Annotated in this window: 11 protein-coding genes and 1 pseudogene; 11 read left to right on the top strand and 1 reads right to left on the bottom strand. The window is 49.5% G+C overall.

Annotated features, from left to right (window positions below):
- The first annotated feature begins 49 nt into the window (after positions 1 to 49).
- The 10 genes from ASF12_RS10225 (at position 50) to ASF12_RS10180 (ending at position 14220) form a co-directional block, all read left to right on the top strand.
- A complete protein-coding gene (locus ASF12_RS10225; RefSeq protein ID WP_056033577.1) occupies positions 50 to 847 on the top strand; it encodes a metallophosphoesterase in 798 nt (265 codons plus the stop codon).
- Between the two features lie 57 nt (positions 848 to 904).
- Positions 905 to 1660: an exodeoxyribonuclease III gene (locus tag ASF12_RS10220; RefSeq protein WP_056033574.1), complete on the top strand. Its 756-nt coding sequence runs from the start codon at positions 905 to 907 to the stop codon at positions 1658 to 1660.
- A 202-nt stretch (positions 1661 to 1862) separates the two neighbouring features.
- Positions 1863 to 3197, top strand: a complete 1335-nt coding sequence (locus tag ASF12_RS10215) for an Ig-like domain-containing protein (RefSeq protein ID WP_056033571.1) — start codon at positions 1863 to 1865, stop codon at positions 3195 to 3197.
- A gap of 72 nt (positions 3198 to 3269) precedes the next feature.
- Positions 3270 to 5198 (top strand): S-layer homology domain-containing protein, encoded by a 1929-nt coding sequence (locus ASF12_RS10210; protein ID WP_056033568.1) that lies wholly within the window; start codon positions 3270 to 3272, stop codon positions 5196 to 5198.
- 115 nt (positions 5199 to 5313) lie between these two features.
- Positions 5314 to 6654, top strand: a complete 1341-nt coding sequence (locus ASF12_RS10205; RefSeq protein WP_056033566.1) for an Ig-like domain-containing protein — start codon at positions 5314 to 5316, stop codon at positions 6652 to 6654.
- Between the two features lie 71 nt (positions 6655 to 6725).
- Positions 6726 to 8660 (top strand): S-layer homology domain-containing protein, encoded by a 1935-nt coding sequence (locus ASF12_RS10200; protein WP_056033563.1) that lies wholly within the window; start codon positions 6726 to 6728, stop codon positions 8658 to 8660.
- 163 nt (positions 8661 to 8823) lie between these two features.
- Positions 8824 to 11667 carry an Ig-like domain-containing protein gene (locus ASF12_RS10195; RefSeq protein ID WP_056033560.1) on the top strand — a complete coding sequence of 948 codons (2844 nt, stop codon included), beginning with the start codon at positions 8824 to 8826 and terminating at the stop codon, positions 11665 to 11667.
- Between the two features lie 408 nt (positions 11668 to 12075).
- The gene (gene uraA, locus ASF12_RS10190) at positions 12076 to 13389 is read left to right on the top strand and encodes a uracil permease (protein WP_056033557.1); all 1314 of its coding nucleotides are present in this window, start codon (positions 12076 to 12078) and stop codon (positions 13387 to 13389) included.
- Between the two features lie 180 nt (positions 13390 to 13569).
- The gene (locus tag ASF12_RS10185) at positions 13570 to 13908 is read left to right on the top strand and encodes a L,D-transpeptidase (RefSeq protein ID WP_056033554.1); all 339 of its coding nucleotides are present in this window, start codon (positions 13570 to 13572) and stop codon (positions 13906 to 13908) included.
- A 54-nt stretch (positions 13909 to 13962) separates the two neighbouring features.
- Positions 13963 to 14220: an ATP-binding protein gene (locus ASF12_RS10180; RefSeq protein ID WP_056033551.1), complete on the top strand. Its 258-nt coding sequence runs from the start codon at positions 13963 to 13965 to the stop codon at positions 14218 to 14220.
- Here the strand turns inward: ASF12_RS10180 and ASF12_RS10175 are convergent.
- Positions 14198 to 14998, bottom strand: a complete 801-nt coding sequence (locus ASF12_RS10175) for a GNAT family N-acetyltransferase (protein ID WP_056033548.1) — start codon at positions 14996 to 14998, stop codon at positions 14198 to 14200. The two genes, ASF12_RS10180 and ASF12_RS10175, sit on opposite strands and share 23 nt — an antisense overlap.
- 118 nt (positions 14999 to 15116) lie before the next feature.
- On the opposite strand from ASF12_RS10175, the pseudogene ASF12_RS10170 reads away from it, so the two are divergent.
- Positions 15117 to 15305, top strand: a pseudogene (locus ASF12_RS10170) (ATP-binding cassette domain-containing protein); the annotation flags it as partial.
- Positions 15306 to 15764 lie beyond the last annotated feature (459 nt).

Below are 15764 nucleotides of genomic sequence, written 5' to 3'. Positions count from 1 at the left end.
AAACGGCATGAGTCATTTTTAGTTGCAAAAGGGGGCAGCCTCAACGACTATGAAAATCGAGCGAATACTTCCCGAGCCTATTGAAAGCTTTCCCTATCAAACAGCGGCGGCTGGCGGCGGGACCTTCCCTGCGCTGCTGCCCGTCTATCAGGGCTTTGTATCTGGACTGCCAGAGCGTATAGATGCCCTGATAGTCACCTCCGATTTGCAGGGCGTTGCCATCGATGATGGATGCGAGGTTCAGCTGGGCGAGCTGCTGCCCGAATATTTAGCGTTATTAATAGCGATTGAATTTCCCCATCTTTCCCTACAGCGTATGGTCGCTCTGTTGTGCGGCGATTTATATGGAGATGCTGGCAAAAGGGGCAGCAGCGGCAACCCCCTTCCTGTCTGGCTCGCATTCGGTGAAACATTCGGCTGGGTCGCAGGTGTACCCGGCAACCATGATATAATGGAGTCTGCGCATATGAATATGCTCGCTGCTAGCGATTGCATGCATTTCATGGACCTGCCAGCTTTGACCGAAGTATTAGGACTCCGCCTTGCCGGTCTAGGCGGCATTATCGGACGAGCGGACAAGCCTAATCGCATGTCCCAGCACGATTATGTGAAGTGGCTTCGCAAGCTTATTATGAAGCAGCCCCACGCTTTGCTTCTGCATCAGGGACCAGATGAGCCGGCACTTGGGCTTGAGGGGAACAGCGCCATTCGCGCTGCGCTTGAACAGCTGCCGGAGACGCTCGTGTTTTGCGGGCATTCGCACTGGGAGCTTCCCTATGCCACGCTTAGCAATGGAAGCCAGATTTTGAATGCCGATGGCAAGGTTTTCATCCTGCTGCCCGCTTAGTTGAAGCACTGCTTTTAGTTATTCTTATATAAACGCCAACAGAGGAGAGGTTTCGCATTGAAGCTGGTTTCATGGAATGTTAACGGGCTGAGAGCCTGTGTGAATAAAGGGTTTAATGATTATTTTGCCGAGATGGACGCGGATATTTTCTGCCTGCAGGAGACGAAGCTTCAGGAGGGGCAAATTTCGCTGGAGCTCGGCGAGGCGTATTCGGACTACTGGAACTATGCCGTGAAGAAGGGCTATTCCGGTACGGCAGTGTTTACGAAAGTACCACCGCTTTCCGTCCGCTATGGCATTGAAGAAAATGAAGAGCCGGAAGGCCGCATTTTGACGTTGGAATTTGAGGGCTTCTATTTAGTTAATGTATATACGCCTAATGCCAAGCGCGATTTGCTGCGGCTGGATTATCGACTGGAATGGGAGGATCGCTTCCGTATTTATTTGCAGCAGCTTGATGCGGTGAAGCCCGTCATTGTCTGCGGCGATCTCAACGTCGCCCATCAGGAAATCGATCTCAAAAACGCCAAAGCCAACCACGGCAATTCCGGCTTTACCCCGGAAGAACGCGGCAAAATGACCGAGCTGCTGGCGGCCGGTTTTATCGACAGCTTTCGCCACCTCTACCCAGACCGTACCGATGCCTATACATGGTGGTCCTACATGCCCAAGGTTCGCGAACGGAACGTCGGCTGGCGGATTGACTATTTTCTGATCTCAGAGCGACTAGCTCCGCTGCTGAAGGATGCGGCTATTGATTCCGCTATTATGGGTAGCGATCATTGTCCGGTACTGCTAAGCATTGACCTTTAATGAAGAAATAATAGTTTGAGCCGTCAAATTCTGCTTGCAGATATTGACGGTTTTTTTGTGTTTTTCTTTTTTATTTCAACATTATTCGACGTTTTGCTACTTCATTCTTTTCAATTAGACACATCCGTTCAGAATCGGTTCAGCCCTAAAAAGTAAAATGAAGCTAAGCATCTTACTATTCGTAACAAGGAGACTCGGACAAATGAACGATAATTGGCGCAAAATGACCGCATTATCCCTGAAAAAGGGCCCCTCTCTTTTTGTTTGTGCTGCAGTATTGGGAACCACCTTGTCACTATCTGCTCCGGCATATGCAATTCCAGAACCTTCGAACTACTTTCTTCCTGTAGTAAACAATGATCTGCACTGGGTTAAAAATGATTCCAATGCGAATGCGGGAATGGGATCAACCATTAACGTTTATGGCAGCTACTTCTCATTGGATTCACAGAAGCTCTTCCCCCCATCAACCGTCATAACGATGTTAACTGCTACTTCCAGCGATACAAGCGTCGCGTCTGCGAACGCTTATTTGCCCAACTTTGAGATGGAAATATTCGGCCCGGGAACGACTGAAATCAGGGTTGAAGGCGTTACCTCTGAAAATGAAAAGCTGACCGAACACTTTCGCGTGACGGTAGACCTCTTCGCCGATACGAATAAAGACGGCATGATTACGTCAGCGGATGCCTTTCACATCGTTCGGGAGCTCAATAGAAATTCCACCCTTACTCCCGGAGACTTCAATTTATATGATATCGACCGCGACAGATCCGTAACGGCAGCGGACGCTTCCGCCTTAATGGACCTCTACACTGGCAAAACCGTTCTAGACTCGTCTAAAAAATATATCGTCACCTTAAGCGCCATTGACGATGCTCCAGCTATATATAACGGCTCTTTAAGCGCGGATACATGGGCACCAGGCCAAACGGTGACCGCGGAATACAGTTATTTTGATCCTGAAAATGACTTCGAAGGCAATAGCCGCTTTAAATGGTTCCGCGGCCTGCAAGCAGATGGCTCGGACCGTACGGAAATCATAGGCGCAACGTCGAACAGCTATACTCTTCAGCAAACCGATCTCAATTATTATGTGTTCGCAGAAGTGACGCCAGTTGCCGAATCCGGCGATCTGCTGACGGGCGAAACTGTCCTATTGAAGCCCGATTCTATCGTATTGAGTGCTACTCCTATCATTGTTAGCCTTACACCCGAAAATTACAGTGTAAATGTCGATAGAAATGCTGATATTGTCTTCACTTTTGATAGAGAGGTTACGGCTGTTCCTGGTAAGCACATTCGTTTTTATCATTCTGGAATAGACAGCTTTGTATTAGACTATCTTGCCAATGATGATTACAATATTGAGGTTGTTGGGAAAACCGTCACTATTAAACACCTAGCTGGAAAACTGTCATACGGTACGCACTTTGTTCTTTTCATTGATCATGGTGCCTTTAAAGATGCAAACGGTAATGATTATGCAGGCTTCGATCAAGGAGAATGGGAATTCACTACCAACTACCCGAGCTAACTCTGCATTAGCCATTGATTTTTCAACAAATAATCAAGTTTCATCCATCTACTTACTTTCATGGAGGTTATTATGCAACCATTCTTGAGACAAGCTCCTGCTAAACGCTTTCTGCTGCTCATGCTGAGCTGCCTGCTCGTATTGCCAGCTTTTTTTGTCCCTTCTGCCGCACATGCTGCATCAGACGCCCCTACTAAGGTTACGATTACGAATACCAATGTGACAGCCGGACAATCAGCAACCGTGCCCGTCATACTCACAGATCCAGGAGACGGCGTCGGCGCTTACAATATGCAAATCGACTTCGATCCTTCCGTACTGAGCATCGTCAGCATTACGCCTACACATGGTGAAGTGGCGCCAGAAAACGGCGCTCCATCAGCTACAGGCTATTTTCAGTCCAACTTTGACAATACGGCGGGCTGGGCACGTGCCATCTGGATAGACTCTACGGGCGGAGACTCGCGCATTAACGATCCTGTCCAACTGTTCGCTATTGAGGTTAAATCGCTCAGCAGCGAAACGACAGGAACGTATCACCTGACTGTAGATACGACGAACGCTGAGAAATGGGCGTTCTACCGCAGCCCATCGTATACGACGCCTTCTACCGTTGATGGCGGAGAAATCGTCATTTCGAAGGCCAACTCAGGATCTGGTTCAGGTTCAGGTTCAGGCTCTTCAGGCGGAGGTTCCACTACGACTCCTGCTACAAGCACGCCAGCTCCGACAACTACAACAACTCCGGTTATTGTATACATCGACGGCAAGGAGCAGCAATATGCAACGGCTCAAACCTCTGTGCAGAACGGCCGCAAAACGGTACAACTGGACGTAGACAATGACAAGGTTCTTAAGCAAATCGACACAGCAGGCATTAAAGAGCTCGTGCTTCCGATTCAAGACAGCACAGTCGCTGTCGTCAACGGAGGCTTGAACGGCCAACTGGTGAAGGAGCTGGAGAAACGCGGCGCAACCGTTAAAATCGAGACGCCAGCAGCAACCTACACCTTGCCTGCGAGCGACATCAACATTGATGCGATTTCCGCACAGGTCGGTACAACGGTGAAGCTGTCCGATATTAAAATCATCATCTCTATTACCGCAGCAGACAATGCAATCATCAATACTGTACAAAGCCAAGCGTCCAAGCAAGGCGTAAGCGTCGTTGGCGCTCCGGTAAACTTTGAAGTCATTGCGCAGTACAATGGACAAAACATCAGCATTGGCCAATTTAATCATTATGTAGAACGCTCGATCGCTCTGCCTGCCGGCGCAGGCGGCTCGAAGATGACAACGGGCGTCGTGCTTGGCGAAGATGGTACGCTGCGTCATGTGCCAACCTATATTTCCGTAACGGGCAGCACGTATTTTGCAAACATCAACAGCTTGACGAACAGCAGCTATGCGATCGTGTATGCGCCTGCTTCGTTCAAGGATGTTGAAAATCACTGGAGCAAAAATGACGTCAACGATCTCGGCTCCCGCCTGATCATGAAGGGCGTATCGAGCACGGAGTTCGCACCGAATGCTTCCATTACACGCGCTGAGTTTACAGCAACCCTGCTGCGCGCACTTGGTATTCACAAGGCTTCCGGCAGCACTTCGGTTTCCTTCTCCGATGTAAAGGCAGGCAGCTGGTATGAAAATGAAGTGAAGCTTGCTGTAGCAAACAAGCTGATCAGCGGCTATTCGGACGGCACCTTCCGTCCAAACGGTTTGATTACCCGTGAAGAAGCGATGATTATTTTAAACCGCGCTCTTGCGATTACAACTTTGCCAACCGTCAGCGATGCTGCTGAAATCGACAGCCTGCTGGCTGTTTACGAGGACAGCTCCTCGGTGTCGGGATATGCGAAAGCCGCTGTTGCCAGCGCTTTGAAAAACGGCATTGTGCAGGGGGCTGACGGTTCCCTGAACCCAGATTCCAACGTGACCCGTGCCGAAACGGCTGCTATTGTGAAGCGCCTGCTCGTCAAGGCTGGCCTGATTAACGGCTAAGTTGCTAGCAAGCTTGTTATAAAGCTGTAAGATTCTGAGCTTGGAATCTTACAGCTTTTCAAACTCAGCTGCTTGAATTAGACAAGCTATTCGGAATAAAGGAGACTTAAGACAAATGAAGCATTCTTTGCGTAAAATGGCTGGTTTTTCACGAATCAAAGGTCCCTCGCTATTGTTGTGCACCGCTGTACTAGGAACAAGCTTGTCATTGTCAACCCTGGCGCATGCAGCATCTGGACCATCGAACTACTTCCTGCCTGTTATTAACAACGATATTCAATGGGTCAAGCCTACTTCTAATTACAGTCCTGTCCCTAGCTCGGGATCGCAGATTATTACGTACGACTCCTCCATTATGCTGGATACGACGAAGCTGTTCCCTCAGGCAGCCATCATCACTACGTTAACCGCTTGGTCCAGTGATACAAATGTCGCATCGGTTAATGTGCAGCTGCCTTATATAGACGTTGAAATTTTAGCTGCTGGAACGACTGAAATCAGAATTGAAGGCGTTACAGCCGGAAATGAAAAGCTGACCGAGCATTTCCGCGTGACGGTAGACCGCTTTGCGGATACGAACAAGGATGGCATGGTTACAGCAGCGGATGCGTTCCTGATCGCTAGAGAGATAGACCGGAATACCGTCCTGACCCCAGGCGACGCCAATCTGTACGATATCGACCGCGATGGCAGCATCTCCATGGCAGATGTCACGGCTCTGATGAATCTCTACACCGGGAAAACCGCCCTTAACTCAACTGAAAAATATATCGTCACTTTAAGCGCCATTGACGATGCTCCTGCTGTGTACAACACTTCCTTAAGTGTCGACTCATGGGTGTCTGGCAAGACGGCTACTGCGCAATACAGTTATTTTGACGCCGAAAATGATGCCGAGGGCAATACCCGCACGAAATGGTTCCGCGGTACTCAAGCTGACGGCTCTGACCGGGTGGAAATCATCGGTGAAACGGCGACTACTTACAGCCTTCAGCAAGACGATGTCAATTATTATGTGTTCGCAGAGGTAACGCCGGTTGCCGCATCAGGCGATCTGCTGACGGGCCAGGCCGTCCTCTTGAAGTCAAATGCTGCCGTAGCAAGCGCTGCTCCTTTCATTGTAAGCCGCACCCCTGTAAACGGAAGCGTCAATGTCAATCAATATGACGATATTGTTTTTACATTTAATAGAGACATTTCCGCCGTTGCTGGTAAAGAGATCAAATTTATTGATACCTCAACTAACAGTGAAGTGCTGAGCTTTCCAGCCGACTATCCGGCTCACGTTATCATTAGCGGAAATACGGTTACCCTTAGCGGTTTAACCATTTTCCTGCCATCCGATACACAATTCAGCATTATCATCGATGATGGCGCCTTCGAAGATATCGACGGAAATGATTTTGCAGGCGTCTCACTTTCTGAATGGATGTTCACAACCCAATATGTAGGTTAACAGTGTCAAGACTATCGAAGATCAAAATACCCAGGCCCCACACATCTACCCTTACTATCATGGAGGTTATTATGCAACCATTATTGAAGCAAGCTCCTGCAAGACGCCTTCTGCTGCTCATACTGAGCTGCCTGCTCGTATTGCCAGCCGTTCTTCTTCCAACTGCCGCACACGCTGAATCTAGCGCCCCTGCGCAGGTTACGATTACGAATACCCGAGTTGCAGCTGGACAATCAGGAAGCGTGCCTGTCATGCTGACGAGTGCTGGCGATGGCGTTGGTGCTTATAACATGCAGCTCGATTTCGATCCTGCTATTTTCAGCATCGTCAGCATCACGCCTACCTATGGTGAAGTTGCTCCAGAAGACGGCAGCCCCTCTGATACGGGCTATTTCCAGTCCAACTTCGACAATACGGCTGGCTGGGTCCGGGCGATCTGGATCGATTCCACTGGCGGAAACTCGCGTATTCATGACCCGCAGCAGCTGTTTACTATTGAAATTAAAGCGCTTAGCAGCGAAACGACAGGAACTTATAATTTGACTGTAGATACGTCCAAAGATGAAAATTGGGCCATTTACCGCAGTTCCTCTTATAAGGTGCCGTCTACACTGGCAGGCGGAGAAATTGTCGTTTACAAGGATTCTCCGAACAATCCAGATCCAGGCTCCGGATCGGGCTCAGGCGGCGGTTCCACAACACCGGCACCTGCTACAAGCACACCGGCGCCGACAACAACATCGACACCGGTCATCGTCTACATCGATGGCAAGGAGCAGCCGCAATTTGCGACTTCGAAGTCTTCTGTACAAAATGGACGCAAATCGGTACTGCTTGAAGTAGACAACGATAAAGTAATCAAGCAAATCAGCACTTCCGGCATTAAAGAGCTGGTGCTTCCGGTTCAGGATACAACTGCCGCTATCGTGACCGGCGAGCTGAACGGCCAACTGGTGAAAGAGCTGGAAGGTCGTGGAGCTTCCGTTAAAATTCAAACGCCTACGGCTACTTATACGCTGCCTGCGAGCGATATCAACATTGACAGCATTTCCGCACAGGTTGGCGCTTCGGTTGCCCTGTCGGATATTAAAATCACGATTTCCATCACAACAGCCGATGGCTCCGCGGCAAGCGCAGTAAAATCCCAAGCCTCCAAGCAAGGGCTGAGCGTTGTTGGAACGCCAGTTGACTTTGAAGTCATCGCGCATTACAACGGCAAAAGCATTGTCGTTAACCAGTTTAATCATTATGTAGAACGTGCGATCGCTCTTCCTGCCGGCTCTGACGGCACAGCGATTACAACGGGCGTAGTGCTTGGTTCTGATGGCACCTTGCACCATGTACCGACCCATATTTCCGTTACGGGCAGCACGTATTGGGCGAGCATCAACAGCTTGACGAACAGCAGCTATGCGGTCGTTTATACCCCGGCTTCGTTCAAGGATGTTGAAAATCACTGGAGCAAAAATGACGTCATCGATCTCGGCTCCCGCCTGATCATGAAGGGCGTATCGGGAACTGAATTTGCACCGAACGCTTCCATTACTCGCGCTGAGTTTACAGCAACCTTGCTGCGCGCGCTCGGCATCCATGCCGCTTCCGGCAGCACAGCGGTTTCCTTCTCCGATGTGAAGGCAGGCAGCTGGTACGAAAATGAAGTGAAGCTCGCGGTTTCGAGCAAGCTGATCAGCGGCTATTCGGACGGCACCTTCCGTCCAAACGGCTTGATCACTCGTGAAGAAGCGATGATTATTTTGAACCGCGCCCTTGCGCTTACCTCACTAGCACAAGTCAGCGATACCGCTGAAATCGACAGCCTGCTGGCAGCCTACCAAGACAGCGCATCGGTATCAGCTTCGGCTAAAGCCGCAGTTGCTGCTGCTTTGAAAAACGGCATTGTCCAAGGCGCCGATGGCGCTCTGAACCCGGATTCCAATGTAACCCGGGCAGAGACCGCTGCTATCGTGAAACGCCTGCTTGTCAAAGCTGGTCTAATTAACGGTTAAGCTTGATCTGCATGATTTCAATCCGGCTGCAAAATTCTATCGCTAGAATTTTGCAGCCTTTTCCTTCGACTTATTTCGACAATAAGATTCAGAATCCGTTCAACCGCTTGTTTTACAATAAAGGCAATATCTCATCAACCCTCTTATAAGGAGAACTGGACGAATGAATAATTATTGGCGTAAAATGACTCATTTCTCCCGCAGCAAAGGACCTGCGATTATTTTGTGCGCGACTATGCTGGGGACCGCTCTGCCACTGCCAAATGGAGCGAATGCCACTCCGGCCACCTCCAACTTTTTCACCCCGATCGTCAACAAGGATATTCCCTGGATTAAGCCTTCCTCGGATTCTACCACCCCATTTGGTGCGGCTATCGAGCATCACGGCTCCCGTATTTCCTTGGATGCAAGTGTGCTGTTCTCCGGTGTTGCTGGCCTTTCCCAGCTGACAGCCTCGTCCAGCGATTCCGCCGTTGCTACGGCAAATGCTTATCAGCTTTATACAGAATTAGAGATTATATCGGCGGGGACAACTACGATTACGCTTGAAGCACAAACCCCAGCGCTTGAGAAACTGACAGAGCAGTTCCAGTTGACCGTAACCCGCATCGGGGATACGACTGGCGACGGTGTTGTCACTGCTGCGGACGCCCTGTACATTATGAAGGTCGTGAACAGCGGCGCTGTACTGACGCCGGAAGAGATTAATCTGCTCGATATTAACCGTGACGGCGTTGTCACCGCTGCGGACGCAACCAAGCTGCTAAGCAGCTATGCGGGCAAAGGCTCCTCGGCAACCAGCTCCAATTACATCATCACGCTCAGTTCTATCAACGATGCTCCTGTGCTGCACGGCGCTTCGCTCGCTGGCTTGCTGAAAGCAGGCGAAATGATGACGGTGCAATATAATTATTTTGATGCTGAAAATGACGCCGAAGCCGCTTCCCGCTTCCAATGGTACCGCGGCACGCAGGCAGATGGCTCGGACCGCACGGCCATTGCCGGCGCAACTTCGCCAGCCTATCCCGTTGCGTCTGAAGACGTCGGCTTCTACTTATTTGTAGAAGCTACACCAGTTGCGGCGGCAGGCACAATCGATGGGCAATCCTTCTTGCTGGCCACCAGCACGGTAGTGCCAGATACGTCCGCACCCTATATTCAGAGCCGGGTTCCAGCTCATTCCGCGGGCGACATTAGCGTAGCTGCCGATTTGGAGCTGACAATGAATAGGCCCGTTACAGCTGTTTCCGGTAAAAAAATCTATATTACAAATACGGCGAATCCGCTTGATGTTTTGGCCTACGATGCAGACGATGCTAGTCATATCATCATAGATGGCAAAAATATATCGATTAAGCATGCCGATCTAGGCAGCGAGACAAGCTATTCCGTCACGATAGACGCTGGCGCATTCATCGATCAGGCGGGCAATACCTTTGAAGGCATCAGCAGTTCTTCAGCTTGGAGCTTTGCAACTGCCGATGTCGCCGCTCCTCTGCTCGTGCAGACCTCTCCTGCAAATCAGGAGCCGAATTATGCTTTGTCAGCCGAGCCTTCCCTGTCCTTTAACGAGGATATCGTTCCGGTCACAGGCAAAAAAATTACGATTCGGCAGGCCTCAGACGATACGGTCGTGCAAACCTACATCGTATCTGAATCAGATCAGGTTACGATTCAAGGCGGTAAAGCGATTCTCCATCCCTCATCACAACTTTTTCAATTCACGAGCATAACTGCTTATTACGTAGAGGTTGAGGAAGGCGCATTTACAGATGTGCATGGCAATGCATTTGCAGGCATCAGCGATGATGCAGCCTGGACGTTCCTGACCGCAGATGCGCGGACGTTAACTGCTGTCGATCTTGAGGATTTGACGGAGGATCAACTGCGAGCTTCCGGCGGGGCTATTTTCGCTGTCGCATTAGAGGAGGATACGTTCGATTCGGCGGCAAACACGGGCGACTTTGAGTTGAACCATGCTCCACAAGGCATGACCATACTCGATGTGTCGCATTTATCCCCCAATGAGATTTGGCTATCGGTAGATTACGATGGCACCGACTTTGATACGGATATTACAAACTTCAGCATTACAGCCAAGGCAAGCGCTTTGACCAGCGGACGCACACTTAAGACTGCTGACATGCTCATTAGCGCAACGAATGAGCTGGAAATTACCAGCCTGTCTCCTGCTAACCATGAGCTAAATACGAATAAAAATTTGACGCTTTCGCTTACGTTTAATCGGCCCGTTACAGCGGCAGCAGGCCAAACGCTTACCGTGTATAAAGCATCAGACGATACCGTTGCCGCCAGCATCGCCCTCAATGACCCATCCCAGGTGACGTTCAGCGCCAATATGGCAAATGTCCAAGTTGCCGGGCTCTCAGGCGCGACCGCCTATTATGTAAAGTTTGCTGCCGGAAGCTTTAAAGACAGCAATGGTCTGGCATCGACGGGAATGACCTCGAAGACACAGTGGACGTTTACAACCGCTGCCGACGCTCCGAGCTTTACAACCTCGCCTGTTTACATTGCCGAGTTTTTACTTGAGGATGAATACCGGTCAGCCGTCGAAATTTATAGCGACAACAGTGACCTTACAGGCTATAGCTTGTTTGTTTACGGCCGCAATTCTACCAATGGGCAGTACTACGAGAAGGAGCTAGCGTTTCCTTTCCTCATGCCCAACAATATTACCGTTATTATAGACACAGCATTTTATGATTTTATGGATATAACTTCAGCTGTTTATTTTAATTTTGAAGATAAGTTTGCTCCAGAATGGAATATTACGGTGAGCGGCCTTGCTCTTAAGAAAAATGGCGTGGTCGTTGATGTAGCTGGCGATATCAGCTCAAACGGAGCTTTAACCAGCACCCTGTTCCCAAGCGGCGGTACAATGGTCCGCAAGTTGGGTCAAATCGGCAAGAGCTTGTACGATACCAGCCAGTGGTCCTATTATCCTAAAGGGACGTACGAATATATGGGGCATCACACGCCGTAAATGACGATAATACTGTAAGGATGGCTTGCACTGCCTTGAAAACCAACACGGTGCTAAGCTCATATAGCTAACGGCATCAGGCTGGAGTCCGTTCTGGGGACGGCTCCGGCCTCTTTTTTTGCTCCGCCCAAGGTGAAACGGCTGTCGCCGTCCTTTGGCGGCACGGCGCGTTTCATTCCGATAAATAGAGAGGAAGGGCGGAAAAATCAGCTCCTTCCCTATATTTCAAGGTGAAACGGCTGTCGCCGTCCTTTGGCAGCGCGGCGCGTTTCATTCCGAGAAATAGAGAGGAAGGATGGAAAAATCATACTTTCTCTCTATTTTGAAAAAAAGCTTGCCAACCTTCACCGAACTAGGTAGAATCGACAAGGATTATAGACGTAGAACATTCGGGAGGATCAATGGTTTATGAAAAACCGTAATGCAATTGGAATTATGGATCGCCCTCCGCTAGGGCAGAGCCTGATGCTGAGCTTGCAGCATCTATTCGCCATGTTCGGCTCCACCGTGCTTGTGCCGAATTTGCTCGGCGTCGATCCGGCTGTGTGCCTGCTTATGAACGGAATCGGCACCTTGCTTTATTTATGGATTTGCAAAGGCAAAATCCCCGCTTATCTTGGCTCCAGCTTTGCCTTTATCACTCCTGCCGGAGCGGTAATCGGCCAACATGCAGCTGGTGAGCCGGGCAATTATGCCGCAGCGTTGGGTGGTTTTATTGCCGCAGGCGTTATTTTCACACTTGTCGCCTTGATTATTCATTATGCGGGAACGGGCTGGATTAACGTCGTTTTCCCTCCTGCGGCGATGGGCGCGATTGTAGCGATTATCGGGCTGGAGCTCATTCCGGTCGCAGCGAAAATGGCTGGCTGGATTATGCCGGACAACTATAAAGACCCGGCAAACTGGACGATGGACGGTTCAACGGTCGCATTGTCTACCATTACGCTGGCTATAACCGTGTTCGGCTCGGTGCTGTTCCGCGGGTTTATGAAGATTATTCCGATTCTAATTGGAATCGTGTCCGGCTATGTTCTTGCTCAATTTATGGGCATGACTGACTTTTCCGGCGTTAGTGAAAGCGGCTGGCTGCAGTCTCCTCAGTTTACAATGCCAGTCTTCCAGTGGGCAGCCATTCTTGCCATCGCTCCCGCTGCGCTCGTCGTCATTGCCGAGCATATCGGCCATTTGGTCGTGACGAGCAATATCGTCGAAAAGGATTTGTCGAAGGACCCGGGGCTGAGCCGCTCCATGCTGGGCAACGGTATTTCAACGATGATCTCCGGCTTCGTCGGCTCCACGCCTAATACGACCTACGGCGAAAACATTGGCGTACTCGCGATTACGAAGGTATATTCGACCTTTGTCATTGGCGGCGCTGCCGTCATCGCCATTGTGCTCTCTTTTTCAGGAAAATTCTCGGCGCTCATTTCGGGCATTCCGACTCCTGTCATGGGCGGCGTTTCCCTGCTTCTGTTCGGCGTTATCGCCGCATCCGGCTTTCGGATGCTTGTGGAATCGAAGGTCGATTACAGCAAGCCGACAAATCTGTTTCTGACAACGGTTGTCATGGTAACCGGACTCAGCGGCGTCACCATCAAGCTGGGCGATTTCTCCATCTCCGGCATGGCGCTTGCGACAGTCGTAGCGATTTTGCTAAGCCTGCTGTTCAAGCTGTTTGATGTGCTGAAGCTGTCCAACGATCATGAGGCATCGGGGCACTAGCCGCTGACGCAATACGCAATACACGCTTTTCTTAAAAATGAGGGCTGCCAACTATATGGCAGCCCTCATTGCTATAGGAAGACTACTTCCGAATCTCCACGATTTCATGCCTATAGGACAATGCCTAATGCCCTCCCTCCCCCTCTTACATAGGATAGAAGCAAAGGAGGGAAACCTTTCATGCCTTCATACCGCATTATCGTTGATCTATCTGACCGCAGGCTGTATTTGCTCGATGGCAATACGGTTGTAAACGCCTATCCTGTTGGCATCGGCAAAATGCTGACGCAATCGCCGCTCGGCGAATTTACGATTATTAACAAGCAACCTAATCCCGGCGGGCCATTCGGCGCTTTCTGGATGGGATTGTCCAAGCCGCATTACGGCATTCATGGCAACAATGATCCTTCCTCTATCGGGCGCATGGTGTCGCATGGCTGCATCCGCATGTACAATGACGACGTTGTCGCTCTCGCCCATTTGGTTCCAATTAATACCCGTGTGACCATTCGGGAGTAACGGCTGGCAGAGCTAGTCTCCATTGGCGCAGCTGCGGCGCAAGCTATCTGGCGATTGCAGCTGCAAGAGACCGTACTGATCGCTATCGACCACGCGCGTATTGAGCAAATGCTTGCCAACATCGTGGCGAATGCGCTTAACGCATCCTCCCCAGGCGATACGATCCGTATAGAGGCCGAGCTGGATGCGAACAAGGAGCAGCTTATGGCGGCTCCATTGCGTTCAGAAGCAATAACGGCAGTGGCACCGTTTTTCATTTCACTATTCCCCTCTGCTAATCGCATAATGGTTAACCGTTGTACCAATACATAGGATGCTCGTCTATTTGCTCAAAACAAAGCTTTTGGGCGACACTTAAGGACTCCAGGTTATCGGAATGACAGCACCAGTTTGGTGTCAGTCCTTTGTTAAGACACTCCTTAATAAAATGGACACCGGCCCATGCAGCGAGCCCTTTTCGTTTATATTTTTCTACTGTAATGATGTCGATTTCAGCGTAACCGCCTCCAACATAGGGAGAGGAACAAACACTGACAATCTTATCGTCTTTCGTCACAAAATGACCGACACCATTATCGATAAATTGTTGGGCCGAATCCCAAACTATTTTATAATACGGATAAAAGTCCTCTCGATATTGGTTAGCTATTTCTAGATTTAATCCTTCATCGTTGAATTCAGCATTGAGCACAAACGGATAATCGCAATAAGTTTGAAGAAATTTTTCCTTGTTAAATTGGAAATAAGCCCTTTTAATCTTGGCCGCATTTATTAGATTTTTTTCAGCCAGCAGCAGTTCCCAATCCGCTGAAAATAAAGCTAGAGCATAAAAACGAATAGAATGGCTGTCTCTATCGTTTAGGAACCGTATAACCCCCTCATTAAATAGAACATCGTTTGCAGCTCCCAATAAACAATAGAATCCACCAACACTCGTTATGAATGCGGCTGTAGGACTTTTCTTATCGTTTACTAACACCTTTCCTGGTTGAAGCTGCTGGATTACCGATAAAGCATAGACCGCTTTATTTCCTACCTTTTCAAGCATTGGATTAACCATATTAAACTCTGCTGCTGTTAGCTCCTGCATAGAAACCGCCTCCTTGTGAAGTGCACTTCACTGTAAGGATTTATTAATAACTTGATAAGCCTTTTTAAATATTGCGTATTTATTATGGGGTTAAGACAATCTTTCGAGAGAGATACGCATGACCAAGCAAGCGATTATTCGAGCTAGAAACCTATGTAAAACCTATTCGACAGGCGGCGAGCAATATCATGCCATCCGCAATGTGGATTTAGACATTTATGAGGGCGAATTCACTGTCATTATGGGCAACTTCGGCTCCGGCAAGTCGCCGCTGCTGTACTTGCTGAGCGGGCTGGATCAGGTGACTTGCCCGTCGTCTCGTGCCTGAGTATTTTCTCGGCGGTGCTTGGCTCATGGGCCTCGTCGAAAGTGATTAAACAAGCTACGCCGCGTATTCTCGTGACGGAGTAGACGTTAGGTATAGACAGGTTTAGATAGGCTTAAATAAGCATAGATGCATCAAAGCTGTAGGCTTGCTCGTTCGGATATGTATGCGGAGACGATATGAAGTGGCTTAATAACCGGGCTAAGTCGGCAGCGGAAATTTGGCGGACACAGACGACGCTATTTTAACCAAATTAGGGTTTTTGGCGGTACTCGCGGACTCAGGAGCCGCTAATGGGCGCCTCATACTCATTTCCATGCGATTATGGGGACAATAACGGATTTCCTGCTCTTCTGTCAATAGAGTAGACACGCCCATTATGCTATTTTTTCGTAATAAAGCTGTTCGAAACGCAAGGGTGACATGTAGCCAAGCGTGCTG

Source organism: Paenibacillus sp. Leaf72, assembly GCF_001422685.1.
GTDB lineage: Bacteria > Bacillota > Bacilli > Paenibacillales > Paenibacillaceae > Pristimantibacillus.
The sequence above is the reverse complement of the archived record's forward strand: the minus strand, read 5'-3'. Positions and strand labels throughout refer to the sequence as shown.

What these genes read in the sequence shown, in the direction of transcription:
- ASF12_RS10215 (WP_056033571.1), top strand. Translation starts at nt 1,863, where the DNA reads ATGAACGATAATTGGCGCAAAATGACCGCATTATCCCTGAAAAAGGGC.
- ASF12_RS10185 (WP_056033554.1), top strand. Translation starts at nt 13,570, where the DNA reads ATGCCTTCATACCGCATTATCGTTGATCTATCTGACCGCAGGCTGTAT.
- uraA (WP_056033557.1), top strand. Translation starts at nt 12,076, where the DNA reads ATGAAAAACCGTAATGCAATTGGAATTATGGATCGCCCTCCGCTAGGG.
- ASF12_RS10210 (WP_056033568.1), top strand. Translation starts at nt 3,270, where the DNA reads ATGCAACCATTCTTGAGACAAGCTCCTGCTAAACGCTTTCTGCTGCTC.
- ASF12_RS10175 (WP_056033548.1), bottom strand. Translation starts at nt 14,998, where the DNA reads ATGCAGGAGCTAACAGCAGCAGAGTTTAATATGGTTAATCCAATGCTT.
- ASF12_RS10200 (WP_056033563.1), top strand. Translation starts at nt 6,726, where the DNA reads ATGCAACCATTATTGAAGCAAGCTCCTGCAAGACGCCTTCTGCTGCTC.
- ASF12_RS10205 (WP_056033566.1), top strand. Translation starts at nt 5,314, where the DNA reads ATGAAGCATTCTTTGCGTAAAATGGCTGGTTTTTCACGAATCAAAGGT.
- ASF12_RS10195 (WP_056033560.1), top strand. Translation starts at nt 8,824, where the DNA reads ATGAATAATTATTGGCGTAAAATGACTCATTTCTCCCGCAGCAAAGGA.
- ASF12_RS10225 (WP_056033577.1), top strand. Translation starts at nt 50, where the DNA reads ATGAAAATCGAGCGAATACTTCCCGAGCCTATTGAAAGCTTTCCCTAT.